This window comes from Stenotrophomonas sp. GbtcB23 (genome assembly GCF_019091045.1).
Taxonomy (GTDB): Bacteria; Pseudomonadota; Gammaproteobacteria; order Xanthomonadales; family Xanthomonadaceae; genus Stenotrophomonas; species Stenotrophomonas rhizophila_A.
This window is the reverse complement of sequence record NZ_JAGXKC010000024.1, coordinates 56,693-63,187: the sequence shown is the minus strand read 5'-3', so window position 1 is coordinate 63,187 and position 6,495 is coordinate 56,693. Positions and strand designations below refer to the sequence as shown.

Here is a 6,495-nt window from a genome sequence, read left to right as displayed (position 1 = left end):
TGGAGGCGAGCGGCGAACGGGACACGCTGGTGCGCAGCTCCGTTGGCTGCGAGGTGCGTGATGTACGCCGGCCGACCATGGCCTACGCCGAACTCGGTCGCATGCTGTGGCACCCGGCATCCCTGCATGACGAGACGCGGGCGGTGGCCACCGCGACGGACCTGCTGGTCAGGAACGCCGCCGTGGCGCCGGCCGCGTCGGCCGACCCGGTGACGGTGCGGGGCGAGATCGATGCGATGCGCCATGGCGACATTCCCATCTTCACTTCAGTGCTGGATGCCGCACGCATCGACACCGTCGTGGCAGGCTGGCGGGACATGCGGATCGATCTGGAAGAGGTGACCATCCGCAGCACGCTGGTGGCCACCGACCTCAACGAGCATGCGCTGGCGCGCGCCGAAGCCCGCGAGGGCTATTCCTATGCCGCCACGGCAGCACACGCGCGCGACCTGGAAGCGCGCCGCCGCCAGCAGGCCGCCGCCGCGGTCGACAACCTGATCCGGCTGTCGATTCGTGGCGCCGACGGCAGCATGACCTGGATCACTCCGGAGATCACCCGCACCGGCTGGACCGTGCAGCCGGTGCAGCCCGACCTCTACTTCGGATTGGGCGGCATCGCCTTCAGCCTCGCAGGCTACTGGCGCGAGGTGCAGGCCGGCCGGGCCGATGTCGTGGAGGGCCTGGAGGAGGCCATGCACGGTGCCACCCAGGTGTTCGTGACCATGTGCCGCCGCGACCCGGCCGATGCGGGCGGTGGCCTGGTCGGCGCCGGCTCGCGGATCTGGACGCTGCTGGCGCTGCACGACCTGCTGCAGCGCCCGGACCTGCTGGAGCTCGCGCGCGCAACGGCCGAGGGACTGCGTGCAACCGGATTCGAGGCTGTCCCCAAGGCCGAACTGCTTGACGGGGTGGCGGGCGCGATCGTGCCGCTGATCGGGCTGAGCGAAGCCACTGCCGAGAACGCTTGGCTCGATATTGCCGCAGACGCCGCGCGCCGCCTGCAGGCCACCGCCAGTGACGACGCTGACGGCGTGCGCTGGCCAACGCCGCAGTTCGAGCAGCCCATCGGCGGCTTCGGGCACGGTGCGATGGGCATCGGCTGGGCGCTGGCACGGCTGGCGTTGACCGACGCGGGCAGCGCGCAGGAGCGCCGTGAGTGGCAGTCGCTTGCCGATGGCGCGTTTGCGTTCCAGGACGCGCTCTACGAGCCCGGCACCGGGCGTTGGCGCGATATCCACCTCAAGGAGGGGCAGAAGAACTTCCCCACCTGGTGCCACGGCAGCGTGGGCATCGGGCTGGCCGCGGCCGACCTGCTGGCGCGGACCGGACACTCCGGGTTCCTGCGCATGCTGCGGCGCGCGGTGGCCGATGCCAGCGGCAAATGGGGTTTCAGCCATACGCTGTGCCATGGCGATCTGTCCACGCGCGAACTGCTGGTGCGTGCGGCGGCGCTGGACCCGGAAGGGTGCCCCTACCCGGTCGACACGGCCGCTGCAGAGATCATCTCTTCCATCGAAGAGCACAACGGCATGGTCGGCGGGCTGACCCGCGCCGCGTTCACGCCCGGGCTGATGATCGGGCTGGCGGGTGCCATCTACGGTTTCAGCCGCATGCATCCGGCGTGCGCGCTGCCCTCGCCGTTGTTGCTGGAACGCGGGAATGGTGCTGCGCCGGCGGTTGCCGTGCGCCAGGTGCGGAAGCAGGCGGCGTTGGATGCGGCCTGATTGATCACCATCGCGCCTGCGGCGTTGGGCCGCAGGCGCGTTTCAGGGTCGGAGCAGCCACGCAGGGCGTGGCTTTAAGGCGTCGGGGCCGAAGGCGTCGACGGAGTTGCCGAAGGCGGTGCGGCTGGCGTGGCGGGAGCTGCGGTTGGCGTGATCCGCCAGATGGTGTTGGCCAGGTCATCGGCCACGATCACCGCACCGCGCGGATCGACGCTGACGCCCACCGGGCGGCCGCGGGTCTTGCCGTCATCGCCGCGGAAGCCAGTGGCGAAATCGATCGCTTCGCCGGCGGGCTTGCCATCACGGAACGGCACGAACACCACCTTGTAGCCGACCGGCGGATTGCGGTTCCAGCTGCCGTGCTGGCCGACGAAGACACCGTCGGTGAAGTTGCCGCCCACCGCCGGGTTGGCGAACGCCACGCCCAGCGCGGCCACGTGCGAGCCCAGCGCGAAGTCCGGGGTCAGCGCGGACGCCACCTTCTCCGGGTTCTGCGGCATCACCCGGCGGTCCACGTGCTTGCCCCAGTAGCTGTAGGGCCAGCCATAGAAGCCGCCGTCGCGCACCGAGGTGAGGTAATCCGGCACCAGGTTGGGCCCGATTTCGTCACGTTCGTTGACCACCGCCCACAACGTGCCGGTGCCGGGCTGTACGGCCAGTGCCGTGGGATTGCGGATGCCGCTGGCGTAGGTGCGGTGCGCACCGGTCTGCGCATCGATCTCCCACACCTGGGCGCGATCGATCTCCGCCGCCATGCCGCGTTCGGTGATGTTGCTGTTGGAGCCGATGCCCACGTACAGGTGGCTGCCATCGGCGCTGGCGGCCAGCGACTTGGTCCAATGGTGGTTGATGGCCGACGGCAGGTCGGTCACCTTGGTCGGCGCACCGCTGGCCTTGGTCTGGCCTTCGGCGTAGTCAAAGCGCACCAGCGCATCCTGGTTGGCCACGTAAAGGGCGTTGCCCACCAGGGCCAGCCCGTACGGGGCATTGAGCTTGTCGGCAAACACCGTCTTCAGCTCATACACGCCGTCACCATCGGCATCCCGCAGCAGGGTCAGGCGGTTGCCGCTCTTCACCTGCGTATTGCCCTTGGCCTTGATCTTGCCGGCAATCACATCCTTCGGCTTGAGGTTGGGCGCGCTGCCGCCCCGACCTTCGGCCACCAGGATATCGCCGTTGGGCAGCACCAGGGTCTGGCGCGGAATGGCCAGGTCGGTGGCGATTGCCGCGACCTTGAAACCGGCCGGCACGGTGGGCACGGTATCGCCCCACGCCGTCGGCTGGGCAATGGTCATGTCCGGCATCACGCCGCGATGGGGCTTGGGCAGTTCCGGGTTGGCGCCGAGCTGCTGCAGCTCCGGGGCCTTGCCACTGCAAGCGGCCAAGGCCACGGCGAGTACGGAAAGTGCGATTACCTTCGGGGCGCGGTTCACAGGACACCTCCCACGCGCACGCGCACACTGGAGAAACCAAGCCAGGTGGCAATCAACGCCAGCACCGTGACGATCACCGACCACAGCAGCGCAGCCGGCATGATCGCCCAGGCATCGCGTGCGTGGTGCAGCGAGTTGATGAAGCCCACGATCCAGGTGACCGCCAGCACGATGACGTAGACGCCGTTACGGCTGCCGCGCACCAGGCCCACCAGGCCGCACAACAGCGCCAGCGTGGTCATGACCATCGCCCCGACCAGCAGCCAGGAGGCGAAGTTGCTCCACTGGATTTCGTAGGTGTTCCAGTACGCGTAATCGGCCAGCAGCGCGCCGAGGAACAGCGGCAGCACGCCGCCGAGCACGGCGGCATGGAAAGGATGGATGACCCAGTGGCGGGTCACGACGGCGGTTGTGGACACGGCTGTCTCCTGAGGGGAATGCAACCGGTATCCTGCCACCGCCTGCGTGACGGGCGGTTGATGTGCTCAGCGCCAGTCGGCGGGCAGCTTCCGCGTGCGGGTGCGGTACTTCATCGCTCCGTTGCGCAGCGTGCCCTCCGTCGTCTGCAGGTGTTCGCCATCGGGCGAGAGCGATTCCTCCCAGCTGGCCACCTGCTGCAGCTGCCCGTCCACATAACGGTAGGTTTCCGTTGCGTGCGAGCAGCAGCCGCCGCGCGAGGCGGAGATGAGGGTCCGCGTGGCGGGGTCGATGGCCAGCTGTGGCAGGCTCGACAGCGTTGGCTCGAACACGAAGGCCTGGGCCGCCGGGTCGAACAGGTACAGGTTCCGCGTAGCGTTCGGGCCTGCCCCGCCGGCGTAGCCGGGTACGCTCAGGTCCGGCCAGCCGTCGAAGTTGGCGTCCACCAGCTGCACCACGTCCGGGCCGGCGCTCAGCGGCTCGGCATCGATGTCGCGCAGGATCTGCCGGCGCAGGCCGGTCGTGGCGTCCAGGATGTCGATGGCCTGCAGCACTGCTTGATCGTCGTCGGCAGGCGCAACGACCAGCACGAAACGCAGGTGGTCGGTGGTTGCCTGCTGGGGAATACGCACATCCCCGGCGGCAAGATCATCCCGACGGATCCAGCCGGGCGTCGCCGCGCCGTCTGCCGCCACTTCCTCGATGCCGATCCATTCGGCGCCCCTGCTGAGCACACCGGCATAGCGCCCCGCGGCAAGCGTGCCGGATGCCATGCCATCCCCGGCGCTTCGGTAGACCGGGGTGTCCACGGTCGCCGCGAAAACGTCGATGTAGGGTCGTGGCGCCTGCAGGGCGAACCCGTCGCGATAGTGGGTGACCTGGTAGTGGTGCACAGACCTGCCGTAAGCGTCGGGCGCACACACACCGCCCACCGCGCAGGCGCCGATCTCATCCGGGGTGGGGTTGCGGCTGGCGGGAACCTGCTCGGTACGGATCAGCGTTTTCTGGTCGGCCCAGCGCAGCGTGAAGCCGCGTTCGGTCCAGGCCAGCGCCGCCTCGCTGTCCGCGCTGCCAATGTTGGTGCGGCAGAACGGCTGCGCCTCGGAACGTTCGTTCCAATCGGGAAACGCATAGGCCGGGCACAGCCGGTTGGCGCTGTTGATGTCGTAGCGGTACGCCGCATCGGTGACGAATACCAGCTTGTTCAACGCCTCGCCCGGATCGCGCGACACGAAGGCGTAGCGCACCTTCGCCGCGTCGGGAATCGCGGTGGCAAGCAGGTCCTGCTGGATTTCGCCTGCGGCCGGCGGTGCTGCCGTTTCTGCCTGGGGCGCCTCGGGCGAAAGCTGGTAAATGCCGGGCTCCAGAAGCGGTCCCGCTTCGGCATGGGTCGTCAGGATGGCAAGCAACAACGCGGCGTAGCGGATTCTCATGCCGCCATCATGCGTGATGTCCCTAACGCGACGATAGTGGTCCCTATCGCGCGAGACGGCAGCGTGCGTCCGGCTTACCCTCGTGCTCCGCTTGTCCCCCACCAGGTCCAGGCTGGAGCACGCGCCACACCCTGGCGGCGTGGCCGGCCGGGACCGCAGCTGTAGTTCCAATGGTCCCATGAGCACAGAAACCCCGCCGTCCGCTTCGCCCGCCGTCCCTGCTTCGCCGGTACTGCCCGCCGCTTCCGATCCCGCCCACCAGGGCTTTGCGATCCGCATCGTGGGTGCCGCCGCGTTCGCGCACCTGCTCAACGACATGATCCAGGCCGTGCTGCCGGCCGTGTACCCGATGTTCAAGAGCCAGTTCGCGCTGACCTTCGGCCAGATCGGCACCATCGCGCTGGTCTACCAGTTCACCGCCTCGCTGCTGCAGCCGTGGGTGGGCATGTACACGGACAAGCGCCCGCTGCCCTACCTGCTGCCCTCCGGCATGATCGCCACGTTCGTCGGCATCGGCATGATGGCCATGGCCAGCAGTTACGAAATGCTGCTGCTGGCCGCCGCCGTGGTGGGCGTGGGCTCGGCCACGTTCCACCCGGAAGCCTCGCGCGTGGCGCGCATGGCCTCGGGCGGGCGTTTCGGCACCGCGCAGTCCACCTTCCAGGTCGGCGGCAATACCGGCTCGGCCATCGGCCCGCTGCTGGCCGCTGCCGTGGTGATTCCGCACGGCCAGCGCGCCATTGGCTGGTTCCTGCTGATCGCCGCCGTGGCCATCTTCGTGCTGTTCCGGCTGACCGGTTGGACCGTGCGCCACGGCCAGGCAAAGATGAACAGCCTGGCGCGCTCGCATGGCATCGGCCTGAGCCGCGGCAAGGTGGTGCAGGCCATCGCGGTGATCGCGGTGCTGATGTTCGCCAAGTTCGTGTACATCGCCTCCATCACCAACTACTTCACTTTCTACCTGATCGAACGTTTCCACCTGAGCGTGCAGCAGAGCCAGATGTACCTGTTCGTGTTCCTGGCGTCGATCGCGCTGGGCACCTTCATCGGCGGCCCGGTGGGTGACCGGATCGGGCGCAAGGCAGTGATCTGGATTTCGTTCCTGGGCGTGGCGCCGTTCGCGCTTGCCCTGCCCTATGCCAACCTGATGGGCACCGCGGTGTTGGCCGTTGCCGTCGGGCTGGTGATGTCATCTGCGTTTGCCGCGCTGGTGGTGTATGCGCAGGAAGCGGTGCCGGGGCGTGTCGGGATGGTGTCCGGGCTCATGTTCGGGCTGATGTTCGGTATCGGTGGGATCGGCGCGGCCGGGTTGGGCAAGCTGGCTGACATCCATGGCATCGTTTGGGTGTACCACCTCACCTCGTTCCTGCCGTTGTTGGGGTTGGCTACTGCGTTTCTGCCGAAGACGTCCGTGCGCTGACGGGGGTTGCCGACTAACAGTCGGCACTACCGTCGGCAGTATCGTCGGCAGTATCGTCGGCAGTATCG

5 protein-coding genes are annotated in these 6,495 nt (G+C 68.2%); 2 read left to right on the top strand and 3 right to left on the bottom strand.

From position 1 onward, the window contains the following. Positions 1-1,724, top strand: a 1,724-nt coding sequence (locus tag KVS69_RS11690; protein ID WP_217538169.1) for a lanthionine synthetase LanC family protein, incomplete at its 5' end; no start/stop codon positions are given. 74 nt (positions 1,725-1,798) lie between these two features. Here the strand turns inward: KVS69_RS11690 and KVS69_RS11685 are convergent. From KVS69_RS11685 to KVS69_RS11675, 3 genes are all read right to left on the bottom strand, one after another. Then, the gene (locus KVS69_RS11685; RefSeq protein WP_217538168.1) at positions 1,799-3,157 is read right to left on the bottom strand and encodes a sorbosone dehydrogenase family protein; all 1,359 of its coding nucleotides are present in this window, start codon (positions 3,155-3,157) and stop codon (positions 1,799-1,801) included. Next, positions 3,154-3,576 (bottom strand): DUF2231 domain-containing protein, encoded by a 423-nt coding sequence (locus KVS69_RS11680; protein ID WP_184123419.1) that lies wholly within the window; start codon positions 3,574-3,576, stop codon positions 3,154-3,156. Before KVS69_RS11680 ends, KVS69_RS11685 begins: the two co-directional genes overlap by 4 nt. A 66-nt stretch (positions 3,577-3,642) precedes the next feature. Then, positions 3,643-5,007: a hypothetical protein gene (locus KVS69_RS11675; RefSeq protein WP_217538167.1), complete on the bottom strand. Its 1,365-nt coding sequence runs from the start codon at positions 5,005-5,007 to the stop codon at positions 3,643-3,645. Between the two features lie 178 nt (positions 5,008-5,185). Here KVS69_RS11675 and KVS69_RS11670 point away from each other — a divergent pair, with 178 nt between their 5' ends. Then, a complete protein-coding gene (locus KVS69_RS11670) occupies positions 5,186-6,427 on the top strand; it encodes an MFS transporter (RefSeq protein ID WP_217538166.1) in 1,242 nt (413 codons plus the stop codon). Positions 6,428-6,495: the final 68 nt, after the last annotated feature.